This window comes from Vibrio sp. YT-18 (genome assembly GCF_033337345.1).
Taxonomy (GTDB): Bacteria; Pseudomonadota; Gammaproteobacteria; order Enterobacterales; family Vibrionaceae; genus Vibrio; species Vibrio alginolyticus.
In genome coordinates this window covers 23,124-39,138 of the sequence record NZ_JAWOQO010000025.1, presented here as the reverse complement: position 1 = coordinate 39,138, position 16,015 = coordinate 23,124, and the positions used below count along the sequence as shown (strand labels likewise).

Annotated in this window: 13 protein-coding genes; 8 read left to right on the top strand and 5 right to left on the bottom strand. The window is 47.0% G+C overall.

Going from position 1 to position 16,015, the window contains the following annotated elements; genetic code table 11:
* Positions 1-80 precede the first annotated feature (80 nt).
* The 4 genes from rnr to trpS all read left to right on the top strand — a co-directional run bounded on the left by rnr (position 81) and on the right by trpS (position 5,329).
* Positions 81-2,588 (top strand): ribonuclease R, encoded by a 2,508-nt coding sequence (gene rnr, locus R7M72_RS22025; protein WP_053303036.1) that lies wholly within the window; start codon positions 81-83, stop codon positions 2,586-2,588.
* A 67-nt stretch (positions 2,589-2,655) separates the two neighbouring features.
* A complete protein-coding gene (gene rlmB / locus R7M72_RS22020) occupies positions 2,656-3,399 on the top strand; it encodes a 23S rRNA (guanosine(2251)-2'-O)-methyltransferase RlmB (protein ID WP_047103967.1) in 744 nt (247 codons plus the stop codon).
* 110 nt (positions 3,400-3,509) lie between these two features.
* Positions 3,510-4,196, top strand: coding sequence for a phosphoglycolate phosphatase (locus R7M72_RS22015; protein ID WP_005382834.1), 687 nt, complete (start codon positions 3,510-3,512; stop codon positions 4,194-4,196).
* Positions 4,197-4,312: 116 nt separating this feature from the next.
* Positions 4,313-5,329, top strand: coding sequence for a tryptophan--tRNA ligase (trpS, locus tag R7M72_RS22010; RefSeq protein WP_005381398.1), 1,017 nt, complete (start codon positions 4,313-4,315; stop codon positions 5,327-5,329).
* A 57-nt stretch (positions 5,330-5,386) separates the two neighbouring features.
* On the opposite strand, the gene R7M72_RS22005 is transcribed toward trpS, so the two are convergent.
* A complete protein-coding gene (locus R7M72_RS22005) occupies positions 5,387-5,761 on the bottom strand; it encodes a hypothetical protein (protein WP_005381401.1) in 375 nt (124 codons plus the stop codon).
* A gap of 544 nt (positions 5,762-6,305) precedes the next feature.
* Here R7M72_RS22005 and R7M72_RS22000 point away from each other — a divergent pair.
* Both R7M72_RS22000 and R7M72_RS21995 read left to right on the top strand, forming a co-directional pair.
* A complete protein-coding gene (locus tag R7M72_RS22000) occupies positions 6,306-9,260 on the top strand; it encodes an ExeM/NucH family extracellular endonuclease (protein ID WP_318056328.1) in 2,955 nt (984 codons plus the stop codon).
* Between the two features lie 167 nt (positions 9,261-9,427).
* Positions 9,428-10,342 carry a LysR family transcriptional regulator gene (locus R7M72_RS21995; RefSeq protein ID WP_033907171.1) on the top strand — a complete coding sequence of 305 codons (915 nt, stop codon included), beginning with the start codon at positions 9,428-9,430 and terminating at the stop codon, positions 10,340-10,342.
* A 6-nt stretch (positions 10,343-10,348) separates the two neighbouring features.
* Here R7M72_RS21995 and R7M72_RS21990 read toward each other — a convergent pair whose 3' ends face one another.
* The 4 genes from R7M72_RS21990 to R7M72_RS21975 form a co-directional block, all read right to left on the bottom strand.
* Positions 10,349-11,860, bottom strand: a complete 1,512-nt coding sequence (locus R7M72_RS21990) for an AbgT family transporter (protein ID WP_053303039.1) — start codon at positions 11,858-11,860, stop codon at positions 10,349-10,351.
* A 52-nt stretch (positions 11,861-11,912) separates the two neighbouring features.
* Entirely contained in the window at positions 11,913-13,085 is a 1,173-nt protein-coding gene (locus R7M72_RS21985) for a M20 aminoacylase family protein (RefSeq protein WP_053303040.1), read from the bottom strand.
* A gap of 147 nt (positions 13,086-13,232) precedes the next feature.
* Entirely contained in the window at positions 13,233-13,826 is a 594-nt protein-coding gene (locus R7M72_RS21980; protein WP_053303041.1) for an NADPH-dependent FMN reductase, read from the bottom strand.
* A gap of 39 nt (positions 13,827-13,865) precedes the next feature.
* Positions 13,866-14,738 (bottom strand): EamA family transporter, encoded by an 873-nt coding sequence (locus R7M72_RS21975; RefSeq protein WP_053303042.1) that lies wholly within the window; start codon positions 14,736-14,738, stop codon positions 13,866-13,868.
* 122 nt (positions 14,739-14,860) lie between these two features.
* Here R7M72_RS21975 and R7M72_RS21970 point away from each other — a divergent pair, with 122 nt between their 5' ends.
* On the top strand, positions 14,861-15,340 hold the full coding sequence (locus R7M72_RS21970) for a MarR family winged helix-turn-helix transcriptional regulator (RefSeq protein WP_033907165.1): 480 nt from the start codon (positions 14,861-14,863) through the stop codon (positions 15,338-15,340).
* 69 nt (positions 15,341-15,409) lie between these two features.
* Positions 15,410-15,997, top strand: coding sequence for an aminodeoxychorismate/anthranilate synthase component II (locus R7M72_RS21965; RefSeq protein ID WP_031780782.1), 588 nt, complete (start codon positions 15,410-15,412; stop codon positions 15,995-15,997).
* Positions 15,998-16,015: the final 18 nt, after the last annotated feature.

Sequence of the window (16,015 nt, the reverse complement as noted above, 5' to 3'; positions counted from 1 at the left end):
TTTTTTCAAAGCAATTCTGTAGCTTATCGAGAGACTCAGATATACTAGCCATATACCTTCCTTGCTAGATAGGCGTGCCTATGTCAGACAATATTCCAAACGATCCTTTTGCAGATCGTGAATCCAAAAATTACGAAAATCCAATTCCAAGCCGAGAGTTTATCATCGAGTTTCTAGAGCAAGCGGGCGTTCCAATGAATCGTAACGACTTGTTTGAGGCACTAAAGCTTGAGGGCGAAGAGCAATACGAAGGGTTGCGTCGTCGGCTACGTGCGATGGAGCGAGATGGCCAACTGGTGTTTACCCGTCGTCAGTGCTATGCATTGCCTGAAAAACTTGAAATGGTGAAAGGTTACGTGATTGGTCATCGTGATGGCCATGGTTGGGTACGTCCAGAAGGCAGCGTCGGCAAGGATGATGATATTCTGTTACCGCACCATCAGATGAAGAACATCATCCACGGTGATTTTGTCTTAGTGCAACCGACAGACAACAGCAAGCGCGGCCGCCGTGAAGGACGTTTGGTGCGTGTGCTAGAGGAGCGCAATGATCAAATCGTTGGTCGTTTCTTCCTTGAATATGGATACTCCTATGTTGTCCCAGATGACTCGCGTATCAGCCAAGATATCCTGATCCCAAATGAGCACAAAGCGGGTGCACGCATGGGTAACGTAGTCGTAATTGAAATTACTGATCGTGGCTCACGCTCACGCGGCATGATGGGTAAAGTGGTTGAAGTCCTTGGTGAAAACATGGCACCAGGTATGGAAACACAAATTGCGATTCGTACACACCAAATCCCTCACGAATGGCCAGAAGCCGTCGATAAACAAATCGAAAACTTAGGCGAAGAAGTACCAGAAGAAGCGAAAGTTGGTCGTGTGGATCTACGTGATTTGCCACTAGTGACCATTGACGGCGAAGACGCACGAGACTTTGATGATGCCGTTTACTGTGAAAAGAACAAAGAAGGTGGTTGGCGTTTATGGGTAGCGATTGCTGACGTCAGTTACTACGTTCGTCCTGACTCTGCGTTGGACAAAGAAGCGATCAATCGTGGTAACTCAGTATATTTCCCTTCGCAAGTTGTGCCAATGTTGCCAGAAGTACTGTCGAACGGTCTATGTTCGCTTAACCCGCAAGTAGATCGCTTGTGTATGGTGTGCGAAATGACCATTTCCGATACAGGTAAGCTGTCTGGTTACAAGCATTACGAGGCGGTGATGAACTCGCACGCTCGTCTCACATATAGCAAAGTGAGCGCGATTCTAGAAGGGGATGAAGAACTACGTGAGCGCTACCAGCCGCTTGTTTCTCATCTAGAAGAGTTGCACAAGATGTACAAAGTGCTGAAAGAAGCACGAGATCAACGCGGTGCAATCGAATTTGAAACCGTTGAAACCAAATTTATTTTCAATGCGGAACGTAAAATCGAAAGCATTGAGCCAGTAATTCGTAATGACGCGCATAAGATCATCGAAGAATGTATGATTTTAGCCAACATTGCTTCGGCATCGCTGGTAGAAAAAGCGAAAGAGCCCGCGCTTTATCGTATCCACGAATCTCCAGGTGAATTACGCCTGCAAGGTTTCCGTGACTTCTTAAGTGAACTTGGTCTTGAGCTAAAAGGTGGTTTAGAGCCTTCACCAACGGACTATGCTGATCTCGCACGTCAAATCTCCGGGCGTCAAGATCAAGAGTTGATTCAGACCATGCTGCTACGCTCAATGAAGCAAGCGGTATACAACGCAGATAACGCGGGGCACTTTGGGTTGGCATTGAAACGCTATGCGCACTTTACGTCGCCAATTCGTCGTTACCCTGACTTGTTACTTCACCGTGCAATCAAGTATCTGATTGCTAAAGAAGAAGGTCGTAATCAAGATCGCTGGACACCAACAGGTGGCTATCATTACTCGTTTGACGACATGGATTTTTACGGCGAACAATGTTCGATGACAGAGCGCCGTGCTGATGATGCAACACGTGATGTTGCGGATTGGCTGAAGTGTGAATATATGCAAGACCACGTCGGTGACGAACTAGACGGTGTTATCGCTAATGTCACTAGCTTTGGCTTCTTTGTACGTTTAACGGATTTGCACATCGATGGTTTGGTACATATTTCTACCCTTGCGAACGACTACTATCAATTTGACCCGATTGGTCAACGACTTATTGGTGAAAGTTTCGGTAACATCTACCGCTTAGGTGATGCAGTAAAAGTAAAAGTACTGGCTGTTAACCTCGATGACAAGCAAATTGACTTTGAATTGGTCGAAACAAGTCGTAAGCTACGCGGCGAAGGTAAGACTGCGAAGAAACGCGCAGCGGAAGCAAAACGCAAAGCGAAAGATAAAAAACGCGCTGCGACTCGCTCTTCATCGAAAGAAGGTGGCGCGGCTCGTGCAATTCCTGCGATAGAGCCAACTAAACGCCCAGAAGAAACGGGCGCAACGAGTAAGCGTAATGGCCCAAAACGTGGTGACGCCCAAGGCAACGAGAAGCCTAAAGTGAAAAAAGCACGTAAAAAGAAGCCGCACAGTAAGCCGAAGAAAACCAAGCGCACTAAAAAAGAAGCGCAGTAGGTTGAAGCGCCAACTTAGTTCAAACTCGGTTGGCGCAGGCAATACGACCAGAACAACAGGTTAAACAATGAGTAACGAATTTATCTACGGCATTCACGCAGTGAAGGCGGTATTGGAGCGCGAACCAGAGCGTTTTATCGAGGCGTACGTTTTAAAAGGTCGTCAAGATGATCGCCTAATGCCAATCCTAAATGATCTTCAGGTTTGTGGTGTTTCTATTCAGCAGATGACACGTAAAACCTTGGATGACAAAGCACGCGGTGCAAATCACCAAGGCATCATCGCTCGTGTGAAACCAGCGAAGCAGCTGAATGAGAACGATATTGATGACATCCTTGCAAAGCACGAATCACCACTGCTCTTAGTGTTAGACGGCGTGACCGATCCACACAATCTTGGTGCGTGTTTACGTAACGCAGATGCGGCAGGTGCTGCGGCGATCATCGTACCGAAAGATCGTTCTGCGCCAATGAATGCGACGGTAAGTAAAGTCGCTTGTGGTGCAGCTGAAGTCGTACCATTGATCCGAGTGACTAACTTGGCTCGTACTATGCGTACATTGCAAGAGAAAGGCATCTGGTTTGTTGGTACTGCGGGCGAAGCAACGCACGACATCTACCAAGCAAAACTGACTGGACCCCTTGCTATCGTAATGGGGGCAGAAGGTGACGGTATGCGTCGTCTGACTCGTGAAACCTGCGACGATTTGATTAAGATCCCAATGGCTGGTAGCGTTTCAAGCTTGAACGTATCTGTGGCATCCGGCATCTGTTTGTTTGAGGCAGTTCGTCAGCGTATTGCTGCAAAGTAACGACGAAACAAACAGTTACTGTAGAATCAGACATAATGATAAAAACAAAGGATGGGGTGCCATCCTTTGTCGTTTTCACCGATTTATAAATAAAAATCCTCAGGGAAGTTATGACTCAACAAGACATTAAATTCATCGCCTTCGATCTAGATGGTACTTTGCTTGATAGCGTGCCAGATCTAGCTGTCGCGGCAGACCAAGCAGTACAGGCGCTTGGCTTTCCATCGGTTTCAGAAGAACAAGTTCGTGATTATGTGGGTAACGGCGCAGACGTGCTTATTGGTCGCTCATTAAGCCAAAGCCTGACCATCAACCCAGAGCTGAGTGAAGAGCTTCGTGCTAAAGCGCGTGTATTGTTTGATGACTACTACGAGCAAAGCGGTCACAAGCTAAGTCATCTTTACCCAACGGTAAAAGAGACACTAGCAGAGCTGCACAAAGCGGGCTTTGTTATGGCGTTGGTGACTAACAAACCTTCAAAGTTTGTGCCTGACGTTTTGGAAAAGCACGACATCGCAAAATACTTCGTTGATGTCCTTGGCGGTGATGCATTCCCAGAGAAAAAACCAAACCCAGTAGCATTGAACTGGTTGATGGAAAAGCACCAAATCCAACCAAGTGAAATGCTGATGGTTGGCGACTCGAAAAACGACATTCTCGCAGCAAAGAATGCAGGCTGTGCCTCATTTGGTCTGACATATGGTTACAACCACGGTGAACCTATTTCAGCATCAAATCCAGATTTCGTCGCTGACAGTTTGGCAGAATTATTGGACGTTGTAGCGGTTTCTGCATAACGGCTACAAAAGAGCTTCCAAAATACTCGTTAATGAGTACACTGAGTAAACCGTGCACCTATTACTGCACGGTTTTTTTCATTTAATTAGATTAAGAAGTCAAAGGAATCATTCTAATGAGCAAACCCATTGTATTGAGTGGTGTTCAACCTTCAGGTGAACTAAGTATCGGTAACTACTTGGGTGCTCTACGTCAATGGCAGCAGATGCAAGACGATTATGATTGCCAATATTGTGTGGTAGACCTTCACGCGATTACGGTTCGTCAGGACCCTAAAGCGCTGCATGAAGCAACTCTAGACGCACTGGCAATTTGTCTGGCAGTTGGTGTTGACCCGAAGAAGAGCACGCTATTTGTTCAGTCACATGTACCAGAGCATGCTCAATTAGGTTGGCTTCTTAACTGCTACACTCAAATGGGTGAGCTGAGCCGTATGACTCAGTTTAAAGACAAATCGGCACGTTACGCGAATGACGTAAACGTTGGTCTATTTGACTACCCGGTGTTGATGGCGGCTGACATTTTGCTTTACGGTGCACACCAAGTACCTGTAGGCAGTGACCAGAAGCAACATCTAGAATTAGCGCGCGATATCGCAACGCGTTTCAACAATATTTACTCGCCAGAGCAGCCAATCTTCCAAGTTCCAGAGCCTTACATTCCGACAGTAAATGCGCGTGTAATGAGCCTTCAAGACGCAACGAAGAAGATGTCTAAATCTGATGACAACCGTAAGAACGTTATCACGCTGCTGGAAGAGCCTAAGTCGATCCTTAAGAAGATCAACAAAGCGCAAACCGATACCGAAACGCCACCAAGTATCCGTCATGATATCGAGAACAAGGCGGGCATTGCTAACCTAATGGGTCTGTACTCCGCGGCGACAGGCATGAGCTTCGAAGAGATTGAAGCGAAGTACCAAGGCGTAGAAATGTATGGCCCATTTAAGAAAGATGTTGGTGAGGCAGTTGTAGCAATGCTTGAGCCAATTCAAGCAGAATATCACCGTATTCGCGCTGATCGTGCTTACATGGACGAGGTAATGCAGCAAGGCGCTGAGAAAGCCTCGGCACGAGCGGCTGAAACGCTTAAGAAAGCATACGAAGCAGTAGGTTTTGTAGCTCGCCCATAGTTGCTAAGAACGAATACGAAAAAGCTCCACTTTGGTGGAGCTTTTTTTATGCCTGTATTACTGAAATGGTGTGTCTTTCATACAGCGTTCCATGTCGTAATATTCAACACGTCCTCGAGCCCCTAGAAAGGCAGACTTCACAACCATGCCTCTATCAATGAAGTAACTAAGCTGTACGCATGATATATCGTAGCTGAGTTCTTTAATTCTCGCTGGAATCCAGTAGGTTCCTGGCGTTCTTAGACGCTGAGTAAAGGTAATAACACCCTCGTCACTGACTTCTAGCTCTTCAATACCATCCAGTTCATTTTTGGCTGATTCGATGATGTCTTGATTCGCCGTAGGTTGAAGTGGCTCACTGGCGGTCAACTGACACCCCGCTATCAAGCCAAGTAGGGAGAGAGCTAGCACACTGCGTTGAATTTTTTTCATTTGTCGTTCCTGGGTTTACAGCTAATGAGATCTTATTGTCTCGCGCAGGTGTTATATCTTTTGTGTATGTTTTTGGCTAGTGAGTAATGAAAAGTTATTGAATAAATCATGAAAACTTTGAAGTATGAGGGGCCTGTAAAAGAGAGAACGAAGCGAGTAATAGATTCTTGGGCTTGAACAGTGATACAAGTGAAAATTAAAGCATTCTAAATTAGTGACTAATTATATTTTTTATTTGTAACAGGAACGGTTGGGTTAATAAGCAACTCAACAAGTGATGTATTTTCTACTCCTTAACATGAAGTGAAAAAGTAAACTGAGTAATCAATCTAAATTCTGACTTGTTTATCAATAGCGCTCTGTATTTATTACAAAAAATGTTTGAATGGGATGCTCTGGCATATTTTCTCATATTCACATGTGATTCATTTCACGGCTTTAATTACTCATTCTTATTTATTTCATAAATAAACCTGATAGTAGACGCAAATGGCAGGCTCTAACCAGAGCTAAGTTTGCATTTACATAAATATCAGGTATGACAATGGACACGTTAATCAAACCCTCAATACTCGCATTAACCATCGCCAGTGCACTTAGTGCAAACGCGAACGCAGAGATTATTATTTCCCAATACGTAGAAGGCGGCGCTTATAATAAAGCGGTAGAGATCGCTAATACGGGTGATACTGCGGTGACACTCACTGGCTACGAGTTGGCGAAATCATCAAACGGTGGTGGTACTTGGGGTAGCACATTCGACCTTAGCCAAGTGACGCTACAAGCTAACCAAGTGTATGTACTGGCGCATGGTGACGCGAGCGATACCATCAAAGCTGTCTCGGATATCACAGATAAAAGCGTTGCGAACTTTAACGGTGACGACCCGATCGCACTGCTTAAAGATGGTGAAGTGCACGACATCATCGGTGTGATGGGTGACGTAGATTTTGGTAAAGACACCACATTAGTTCGTAACAGTGATGCACTAACCCCTTCTGCTACTTATGATGCATCTCAGTGGACGGCATTTGAGAAAGACAACATTGACGGCCTTGGTGAGCTAAATGCGACTGAGCCACCAGCACCATTCGCTTGTGAAGTAGACGGTCAGCAACCTAACTTCACTACCATCCAAGATATTCAAGGTGAAGGCGATACGTCTCCATTCATTGATGGTTACCCATACATTACTGACGAAGATCATTTCGTAACTGGTGTCGTGACTGCTGTTACCACTGGCCTAACCAAAGGTTTCTACCTACAAGCATTAGAAAGCGACAACAACGACAAGACCTCAGAAGGCTTGTTCATTCATACTGACGCGGCGGACACGGCGCTGAAAGCTGGTGACGTTGTTTGTGTGAAAGGTAAAGTTCAAGAGTATTACAGCAATACTCAGCTTGCTTCTGATGCTAACAGCTATGTGAAAACAGGCACCTCTGAAACCCCTCGAGTTACCGATCTTGTTATCAAAGAAGGTGAGACACTACGTGATGCGCTAGAGCGTCATGAAGGCATGCAAGTTGAGTTGACCTCGGCAAGTGACTTGTTTGTAACTCGAAACTTCTCTTACGACTACGATTCACGTCGTAACAATATGATGCTCTCTCATGAAGCGCCATTGTTAAAGCCGACTCAATTACACGCGGCAGAGAGCGATGCAGCCGTTGAGCTAGCAAAAGACAACGCAGCAAACCTCGTATACCTAGAATCAGATGGCAAAGCACCAAACGGCCAAGTTCCTTACTACCCAGATTTTGCTAAAGATGCAGACCAAGATGGCTCTTCTGAGCAGCACATTCGCCTTGGTTCTCGAGTAGAAGGTCTTCAGGGTGTCGTGGCTTACAGCTACAACGAATACCGCCTGATTGCGACCAATGAAGTCGATAACACCAACTTTGTGACTTCAGGTGAAGGCTTCGATGTGGCTCGTAAAGATGCCCCAGCGATTGCGGACTCAGATTTGCGTATTGCAAGCTTCAACGTACTGAACTACTTCAACTCCGTGGCTGACAGTGGCCATGAAAACCCAACCGGACAAAACCGTGGTGCGACTAACCTAGATGAGTTCCTGATCCAACAAGCGAAAATCGTTGCGGCGATGAACAAGATGGACGCTGACATCATTGGTTTGATGGAAGTGGAAAATAACGGCTTTGGTGATGGCAGTGCTATCCAAAACTTAGTTGATGCCCTAAATGCTGAGATTGATGACGCTGAAGATCATTACACGTATGTCGAAATCGAAGAGCAAGACAAATACCAAGACGAATACTTTGGCAGTGATGCGATCATGGTGGCGATTTTATATCGTGCTAACGCAGTAACGCCAAAAGACGCTGCAAAAGTGATCATCACGCCAGAGCAGCACATTGCAGAAAACACAATTACTCGTAAAGAGGGCACAGAAAGTAACCCTGCTTACGATAAGTACCAACGCCACAGTCTACTTCAGACCTTTACGGTGAAAGAGACGGGTGAAGATTTGTCTATTGTCGTAAACCACTTTAAGTCGAAAGGCTCTGAGTGTATTGAAGAGTGGATTGCTGGTGTAGAAGATTCTGAGCCAGCGGATCTGCAAGGCAACTGTAACAACTTCCGCGTTTCTGCTGCGCACGCAGTGGGTGAAGCGTTGAAAGAGGTGAAAGGCGATGTATTGCTCATGGGCGACCTCAATGCTTATGGCATGGAAGACCCACTTCTGACACTGACTGATTACTCGAAAGAGAAATACGGCCGTGACATTTATACTGCTGCTTACACAACCATTGGTGATGGTGAACTTCAAGTAGAGAAGACCAAAATTGAAAAAGGTTACGGTCTGCACAACTTAAACACGTTGCTGCACGGCACTGATACGTTTTCTTACACCTATTCGGGCGAGCTGGGTAATTTGGACCACGCATTGGCAAGCAGCAGCCTAGCGCAAAAAGTGGTAGCAATTGAAGATTGGCACATCAACTCACTAGAGAGTAACTTGTTCGAATACAGCAGCAAGTACACAGGTGATATGCCGAAGTACAAAGATGCGTTCTCTGCCTCTGACCACGATCCAGTGATCATCGCGATTGATTTACCAGATGATGACATCGATTTACCGAAAGCAGGTGACAACTTAGCCGTCGATGTCCGTTTACCACCAACGGCGGTTGTGGGCGATATTGTTACGGTGAACTTAACGCCATCCACACAAGCGGCTGCGGCAAGCAGCGATACGAAAGCTTACTCGGCTAGCCAAACTTTAGTTCAAGCTGATATTGATGCGCGTAGCGTGAATATTGAGTTTGAACAAACGCCAGAGCAAGGTAATTATCAGTTAGAAGAGAAAGTGACTGACTCGACAGGTAATATCGTGAAGTTTAGCTCTGTTCGTGATGTTTCAATGACGCAAACTGAAGCTGGAACAGAAGGGTCGAAGGATTCAGATGGTGGTTCGTTTGGTTTTGGTGCTCTATTTGCGCTGCTAGGTCTTGGCTTATTCCGTCGTCGCCGCTAAGCGAATTTACTTCCTGACAAACAGTTCCTAAATAGCTGTAAAGACCAAAGGCCAGCCTATGCTGGCCTTTATGTTCAGAAAAAATATAGAAATGGATAATCATATTGACGTATTAGTTACCAAGTTTGGGTATACTTTTTCAGCAGAGCAAAGGGTGAGACTACTAAATGGACATTAGCTATCGTCAGCTCAAAGCTTTTATCGCCTTGGCTGAGGAACAAAATTTTACTTATGCCGCTGAAAAGGTGCACATCACCCAGTCTGCGTTGAGCCAGATGATGAAAAAGCTGACCCAGCAACTTGCCAGCGAACTCTATCAGCGCCAAGGCAGGAAAATCATCCTCACCGAAGCGGGCGAGCAGTTGTATCAGGAAGCGCGATTTATCGTTAATCGCTTGGATAAACTAGTTCAGCAAAACAAAGACCGCCAGCACGGCTACAACAAGTCGCTGGTGGTTTCGTCGCTATATACGTTGTGTGCATCCTTAGCGCCGAAAACCCTCAATGACCTGAAAAAGCGCTATCCAGATTTTACTTTTCGCTTAATTGAAGAACGGGTTGATGACATTACCCATTCAGTACTACAAGGGCAGGCAGACATCGGCATCAACACCAATCCGAATCACCCAGAATTGAACTTTGATTTACTGTTTCGCGATTACCTGTGCTTTGTTTGCCGGCAAGACCATCCGCTCGCCGAGCATAAGCAAGTCAGTTGGGAACAAGCGCATCAATACGCGTCGATTGGTGTCAGCCCCGGGAACAGTTTACGCACACTTGCCGACGAAGCGTTTCAACGCATTGGTTTAACCTATGATCCGGAGTTGAGCGCTTCGCATACCTCAACGCTATTAGGGATGATTTCCAGCGGACTAGGTTCGACGATTCTGTCTTCCACTATCGGTGAGTTGAGCAACAACGTGGAAGTTCGCTTTATTCCGATTGTTCAACCGGTTCAGTACCGCTCAGTAGGGCTCATTACACGTAAAGAAACTCATCGAGAGTTAGTCGATGAGTTCAGTTTGATTTTGAAAAAGCATGTCAGCGACTGGGGCTTTGCTGAGTTTATCCCCAGTCGTTAAGCGACGTTACATTGGCCCGACGGGTAAACCTGTCAGCATGTAAATCAGGAATAGCCCGCCCCAAACACTAAATAGCACCAGAGCGTATGGCACCATCATCGCGAGGAAAGTACCAAATTTCACTTGCGGATTATATTTGGCGATCAGCGCCAGTACCATCGGAATATATGGATTGGTCGGTGAAATGATGTTGGTGGTGGAGTCGGCAATACGATAGCCCATTTGCGTAATTTGCGGGTCTACGCCAAGTAACATAAAGAGTGGGATAAATACCGGGGCCATGATCGCCCATTGCGCCGAACCACTAAACACAATCATGTTCATCACGCCAGCAAGCATCATAAACAGCGCCATCATCGCCAGCTTTGGCATCTCGACAGACGAAATCCATTCCGCACCATTCACCGCAATAAAGATAGCTAAATTAGACCACTTAAACCAAGCAATGAACTGGGCAATCACAAATACCAAGACAATGTAGCCGCCAACGCCCTTGAGCGCTTTGGACATCAAGTCAGGAATATCACTGGCTTGTTTGATCGTACCCGCTTTGACGCCGTAAACCACCGCATTCATAAAGAAGAATGCCATGATGATCGGGATAATCCCTTTTAGGAAAGGTGAAGGTACCAAACCGCCGTCTGCATTACGTAGAGGTGAATCGGCTGGCAGCAGGGCGGCCAAAAGCAAAGCGATAAACACCAAAGACGCTGCTCCAGCCCATTTCAACGCACTCTTTTGCTTAGTGGTAATTTCAAAAGACGGTTCACTATCGGCGTGGTTGGTTGTCACTTTATGCGCGAATTTAGGCTCGATGTATTTGTCGGTGATGAGCGTCCCTGTGACGACTAAAATCGGAACGGAAAGCAACATAAAGTACCAGTTTGCTGCCGGGCTAACTTCGACGTGTTCAACGATGGCAGACGCTTCGGTTGAAATACCGGAAAGTAATACATCGGTGCCAGCAATAAATAGGTTGGCGGTAAACCCAGCCGCGACCGCGACAAAACCTGCGGCGATGCCGACAATTGGGTTGCGGTTGGTTGCCGCAAAAATCAGACCTGCGAGAGGGGGAACCAAAATGAACGCAGCGTCTGAGGCGAGGTTACCGATGATACCAGTGACGAAAATCGACGCGGTGACAAACTGACGCGGCGCGTTGAGCAATGATTGCTTGATTGCACTGTCGGCCAAGCCTACTTCTTGCAATAGCCCCACCGCTAGCATCATACATAAGACCAATCCGAGTGGTTTAAACGAGACGAAGTTATTCACCGTCGATTGCAGGATGTAAACCAGACCTTCACCACTGATTAGGCTCTTAACGTGCACTACTTCACCCGTAGATGGATGGGTCACGCCGCCGCCAATAAACGAGAATAGGCAAGAGAGCAGCATGACGCTGAGGCACAGGAAGATAAACAGATAGAAGGGATGAGGGACTTTATCGCCCAGTCGCTCAATGCGGTCGATCATTGACGCGCCTGAACTCGATTTTTGCGTAATTGCAGTCGACATTGTTAGAACACTCCTTTGTGTAAAAAGGGGAGTCACTTCCCCTCATTTGTTGTTATTGCTGTTCAATCAAATTGATAAAGTAAGCGGCGCCAATCGGCAGCAGCCGGTCGTTAAAGTCGTAGGCTTTGTTGTGCAGGCCAACGCTGCATCCTTGCTCCTCAGTGCCGTTGCCGATAAAGCCGTAGCAACCCGGTACTTTGTTGAGGAAAAAGGCGAAGTCTTCGCTGGTTAGCATAGCTTCACAGCTTGGGTTAACGCGCTCAGCTCCAACGGTTTGAGCCGCTGCGTCGATCGCTCGCCGAGTTTCGTTTTCGGTGTTAACCGTCGGTGGGTGAGAAATTGGTCCGAGTTTAAATTCTGCTTGCATCCCGTGCGCCTTGGCGCTGTGAGCTACTAGTTGCTCGAGTCGTTCAACCAAGCTATCTCGTGTTTGTTGAGACAAAGTACGGAACGTACCGCTCATATGAGCTTGGTCGGCGATGGCGTTGGTTGTTTCTCCACAATGCAGCTGTGTGACCGAAACCACTAGTGGATCAAACGGGTCGTAGTTGCGGCTGACCATGCCTTGAATACCTTGGTAAATATGGGTCGCGACAAGCAATGGATCTTGGGTTGTGTGTGGTAAGCCAGCATGACCACTTTTTCCGTCGACAGTGACAAACAGACGGTCAGAGCTCGCCATTATTGGCCCCGTCTTAAATGCGAAATGCCCTTCAGGAATGCCCGGCATATTGTGCAGAGCGTAGCATTCGTCGATCGGGAAGCGCTCTAACACGCCGTCGGTGATCATGGTCTCGGCGCCACCGCGACCTTCTTCTGCCGGTTGGAATATCAGCACCGCTTTGCCTGCAAAGTTACGCGACCGGGCCAAGTAGCGCGCAGCGAGTAGCAACATAGTGGTGTGACCGTCATGGCCACAGGCGTGCATTTTACCGTCGTGGCACGAACGGTGGGCAAATGTGTTGGCTTCATGGATGGGTAGCGCGTCCATGTCGGCGCGAAGACCGATGCTCTTTCCGTCCCCGATCGAGCCGTGAATCACACCCACCACGCCCGTTTTGGCGAAATCAGTACAGATTTCATCGACGCCGTACTTTTCGAGCTCGGCAACCACTAACGCTTGAGTGTTATTTTCTTCAAAACCTAATTCTGGTTGCTTATGAATGGCATGACGGATACTAATCGCGTCGGCTAACCAAGGTTCTAAGACTTCAATAATGTTCATACATCTCCCCTTTAATTGAGAGTGATTTAACACTATTGAAACAATTCAAACAAACCGGATTTCTACTGAAACTATTAGCGTTGCTAATAGTTGCTTGGAGAGAGGTTAAACTAAAAGCCGCCGAATACTGAGCGGCTTGAATGACGATTACATCCCATAGGTAAATGGTTTACCGAGCGGCAGCATGTCCTGATGCACTGGTGCTAATGCGCTCGCGTAGCAGCTGAGCAGTTTCAAAGTGTATTGAGTGCGAGCGACAAAGTCACTGTCATCGCTGTGCGCCTCTTGATCAATGAGTTTATCACTGTCACGTACAATGAGATGGTCAGGCAAAAAGCACACATGGTTATTTTTGCTGCCAGTCATGCGTAATTCGCTGATCGGGTAAACACCGTTGATACTGACGCTAACACTCACCAATAGTGCTGGTTTATGTGCCAGTTCGTTTGCGGTCGTCAGCAATAGGAAGTTTTTCAGCGCTGGGGTCGCCATCCCGTGCCATTCCGGTGTGATAAAGACAAACGCGTCAGACTCTTTCAGTTTTTGCGCGATTGGCGTCCAGACACCCCACTCTTCGCTACCTTGCCAAACGCCTTCATTCCAAAATGGCAGGTTCAGTTCATGCAGATCGAGGATTTCCACTTGATCGAATTCTTGCAAACCGTGCTGTTTGATAAAACGAGCTACGTTGAGACTTTGTGAATTTGCCCTTTGGCTGCCAGAGACAATCGTTAGTTTCATAATCATTTCCTTTTGAATTTTATATCTTGTTTATTGGAGTTATGCATTTGCAGCTTTAGGACTATGGGAGGCCAAAAAGATCGAAACCAGTATTGCTCCTGCACCTAACAATTGCAGTGGTGTGAGTATTTCATCTAAAAATACGTAGCCCAACACGCTCGCCGAGACGCTACTCAGAAATCCTAGAAACGCGACGTTTGTTGCAGGAAGACGCTCGATTCCTTTAAACCACAGTGCGTAAGCGAGTACCGCACCCACTATGGTTAGGTAGCTGTATCCGGCCAAGTTTTTTAGCGAAATGGTCTCCGGTAGACCTTCAAACCATAGCGCTGCAGGTAATAAAAGGATGCCTCCGACGAGGAGTTGCCAGCCAGTGAACGCCAATGTCGACATATCCTTCGGACGTCCCCAGTATTTGGTTAGCACCACGCCACTTGCCATGCTTAATGTGCCTAGTACCGCCAGAGCAATTCCTTGCGCGCTGATCTGCACCGTTTCGTTGATGACGATAAGCGCTACACCGAGCACACCGAATATTGCTGCGATGCAGTGGCTCAAAGCGATCTTACTTTTTAATACCAGCCCACTGAGCAGCATCACGATGATCGGTTGGCTCGACATGACCAGTGCCGCGGTTCCTCCAGGTAGGTAACTTGCAGCAAAAAACAGGCAGTAAAAGAACAGTCCGATGTTGAGCACTCCAAGGCATGCGAGTTTTCCCCACCATTGCTGGTTCGGAAAGCACCGCGTATAAGCGATGAGTAATAATCCCGCCGGAAGTGCGCGTATCGCAGACGCGAGTAGGGGACTATCTGCGGGTAGCAACTCAGTAGTGACGATGTAGGTGCTGCCCCAAACGATGGGAGCAATCGCGGTGAGCAGTATTGCTTGAATCCTTTCTGCGTTGGTCATGATACCTCCTGTAAAAGTATCTTTTGTGAAAGATTGTTTTTTAAAAGTAATGGCGTTTTTTCTTTTGGTCAAGTATCTTTTTGAAAAGATTTTTAGTTGGTGATGATAATGGGGATGATGTAATGGACGGTGTAGATAAGATTCTTCAGCAGTGGCAGCAAGCACGACCTGACTTAGATTGTTCTTCGATGGGCGTGGTTGGGCGCATTCGTCGCGCGGCAAACTTCTGGGAACAGGTCCATGGCCAAGTGTGCGGTGATGCTGGGATCAGCGCAATTGAGTTCGATATTCTGGCCACGCTAAGACGTAGCATAGACCCCGTCACGCCGACAACGTTGTACAAAACGTTGATGATTTCGTCTGGTGCAGTGAGTACACGCTTAGAAGGCTTGGTACAAAAAGGTTGGGTGCACCGCGTAGCGAGCGAAAGCGACCGCAGAAGTAATCGAGTGACATTGACGGAAGACGGTGTTGCCTTTTTAGATCAGGTGCTTGAAGCGCATGTCGCGAGCATGGAACAGCACTTAACTTGTCTCGACTCTGAAGAAAGAAATGCGTTGGAAAGCCTGCTGAGTAAGTTCCTGCAAGCCGAGGTGGAATAACTGATCGTACTTGCGTTTAGATAAAAAGGCGGCACAATACTCGCTTTCAGGTTTCCACGATGTAGTCCCATGCTGTTAATTATCGATAATTATGATTCGTTTACCTACAACCTTTACCAATACTTCTGCGAGCTTGGTGCAGACGTAAAGGTGGTGCGTAACGATGAAATCGATATCCAAGGCATTGAGGCGCTCAACCCAACTCATTTGGTGATCTCGCCAGGGCCATGTACGCCGAACGAAGCAGGTATTTCACTGAAAGCGATAGAACACTTCGCTGGTAAGCTTCCAATATTGGGTGTTTGCCTTGGCCATCAAGCGATAGCGCAAGTGTTTGGGGGTGAAGTGGTACGTGCACGACAAGTGATGCACGGTAAGACCTCACCGATTCGTCATAACGGTCGTAGTGTGTTTAAAAATCTGAATAACCCACTCACGGTAACCCGTTATCACTCTCTTGTGGTGAAAAACGGTACTTTACCCGACGTGTTTGAACTGACTGCATGGACAGAACTGCCGGACGGAAGCATGGATGAAATAATGGGTTACCAACATAAAGCCTTGCCAATTGATGCGGTGCAGTTCCACCCAGAATCAATCAAAACTGAGCAAGGTCACGAGTTGCTTGCGAACTTTTTAGCACGCAAAGCGATCTGATCGCGATCACTTTTCTTA

Coding starts and splice junctions, on each gene's coding strand:
- rlmB (WP_047103967.1), top strand. CDS start 2,656: ATGAGTAACGAATTTATCTACGGCATTCACGCAGTGAAGGCGGTATTG.
- R7M72_RS21975 (WP_053303042.1), bottom strand. CDS start 14,738: ATGACCAACGCAGAAAGGATTCAAGCAATACTGCTCACCGCGATTGCT.
- trpS (WP_005381398.1), top strand. CDS start 4,313: ATGAGCAAACCCATTGTATTGAGTGGTGTTCAACCTTCAGGTGAACTA.
- R7M72_RS22015 (WP_005382834.1), top strand. CDS start 3,510: ATGACTCAACAAGACATTAAATTCATCGCCTTCGATCTAGATGGTACT.
- R7M72_RS21995 (WP_033907171.1), top strand. CDS start 9,428: ATGGACATTAGCTATCGTCAGCTCAAAGCTTTTATCGCCTTGGCTGAG.
- R7M72_RS21985 (WP_053303040.1), bottom strand. CDS start 13,085: ATGAACATTATTGAAGTCTTAGAACCTTGGTTAGCCGACGCGATTAGT.
- R7M72_RS22000 (WP_318056328.1), top strand. CDS start 6,306: ATGGACACGTTAATCAAACCCTCAATACTCGCATTAACCATCGCCAGT.
- R7M72_RS21965 (WP_031780782.1), top strand. CDS start 15,410: ATGCTGTTAATTATCGATAATTATGATTCGTTTACCTACAACCTTTAC.
- R7M72_RS21990 (WP_053303039.1), bottom strand. CDS start 11,860: ATGTCGACTGCAATTACGCAAAAATCGAGTTCAGGCGCGTCAATGATC.
- R7M72_RS21970 (WP_033907165.1), top strand. CDS start 14,861: ATGGACGGTGTAGATAAGATTCTTCAGCAGTGGCAGCAAGCACGACCT.
- rnr (WP_053303036.1), top strand. CDS start 81: ATGTCAGACAATATTCCAAACGATCCTTTTGCAGATCGTGAATCCAAA.
- R7M72_RS21980 (WP_053303041.1), bottom strand. CDS start 13,826: ATGAAACTAACGATTGTCTCTGGCAGCCAAAGGGCAAATTCACAAAGT.
- R7M72_RS22005 (WP_005381401.1), bottom strand. CDS start 5,761: ATGAAAAAAATTCAACGCAGTGTGCTAGCTCTCTCCCTACTTGGCTTG.